Genomic DNA, 1118 nt, shown 5'->3' with positions numbered 1-1118 from the left:
CAATTAAGGCTAAACGGGGTACTTGACCCGAACGAGTTAGAAACCAAAGAAAACCTAAATAGGGAAATAAAGAAAGAGCAAATAAAGTATCTTTAGAAATCATATTTTTAGAAGTAGTTGTGCTTTGAAAAATTTCCTAGTTTAAAGAGGCAAAAACAAACAGGGAATTCAATTGAAATAGTAGGGGCGGGTTTCACAAGTTAGTTAAGGAGTTTCACATAAACTTAGCTAAACCCGCCCCCCGCATTTAACCGCTCATACCATATTTTGATGTTGTAGAAAAGAGGGCGGGTTTAGGTAAATCTGAGATCAAACAGGGAAATATCTGATTAAACCCGCCCCTACGATAGATTAATTATTAATTATTAATTATTAATTATCTATTACTCCCTTTTTACTATCATAAAATATCCACCAAGCAGCAGCTAATAGGGTAAAGTTTCCTAATAAAGTCATTGATGCTTGGAGAGTAACTAACCATTCTAAATTAGGGTCATTATCAAAATAATGCCAAGTACAAGCACACATAGCACTAACTAATGCAGGTAACATGGCAAAAGATAGACTATACCAGACACGGTTGTGGGTAATATTACCATAAATCGAAATAAACCAGATAGCAGCTACCCATTCGATAACGCTGGAAACATGAATAATCCAAGTAGGAATTGACAAAGCATGCATATTTAAAAATTCAGATTTTTTGGGTCTTAACTTTGGTATTCTACAACTTTAACAGGACTTACTAAACTAAACAAGAAACCCGGTTTATTTCCCTAAGTTGTAAATCACAAAACTTCGTTGATCAACCCGGTTTCTGTGTAAATCCTAGTTAAATTAAAATAGGAAATAACTTAAACAAATGCAGGGAATTTTATGTGGTTACTACGGAAAAGGAAATGGTGGGGATGAGGCATTATTAGCATCTTTGTTGCAGATGTTGCCTGATAATATTCAACCTTATGTTTTGTCTGGCAACCCCTCCGAAACGAAAAAACGCTACGGAGTTGAAGCAGGCGATCGCTTCAATACTTTTACCATTCTCCAAGCAATGCCAGATACTAAGCGTAATTTTTCTGGTGGTGACAGCCAATCTTCTACTTGCTTGAAAGAAATTA

Annotated in this window: 2 protein-coding genes and 1 pseudogene; 1 reads left to right on the top strand and 2 read right to left on the bottom strand. The window is 35.6% G+C overall.

All coding sequences use genetic code 11. The features are described from left to right. Positions 1-103: DUF3593 domain-containing protein (locus tag F6K22_RS41370; protein ID WP_293111023.1), on the bottom strand; the 103-nt coding region annotated here is incomplete at its 3' end. 269 nt (positions 104-372) lie between these two features. Beyond that, positions 373-684, bottom strand: a complete 312-nt coding sequence (locus F6K22_RS41365) for a DUF2499 domain-containing protein (RefSeq protein ID WP_293111022.1) — start codon at positions 682-684, stop codon at positions 373-375. A 178-nt stretch (positions 685-862) separates the two neighbouring features. Between F6K22_RS41365 and F6K22_RS41360 the strand changes: the two are divergent. Further along, positions 863-1118 (top strand): annotated as a pseudogene (locus F6K22_RS41360) (polysaccharide pyruvyl transferase CsaB); the annotation flags it as partial.

Origin of the sequence: Okeania sp. SIO2F4 (genome assembly GCF_010672385.1) — a bacterium.
GTDB lineage: Bacteria > Cyanobacteriota > Cyanobacteriia > Cyanobacteriales > Microcoleaceae > Trichodesmium.
This window is presented reverse-complemented; position numbering and strand designations above follow the sequence as displayed.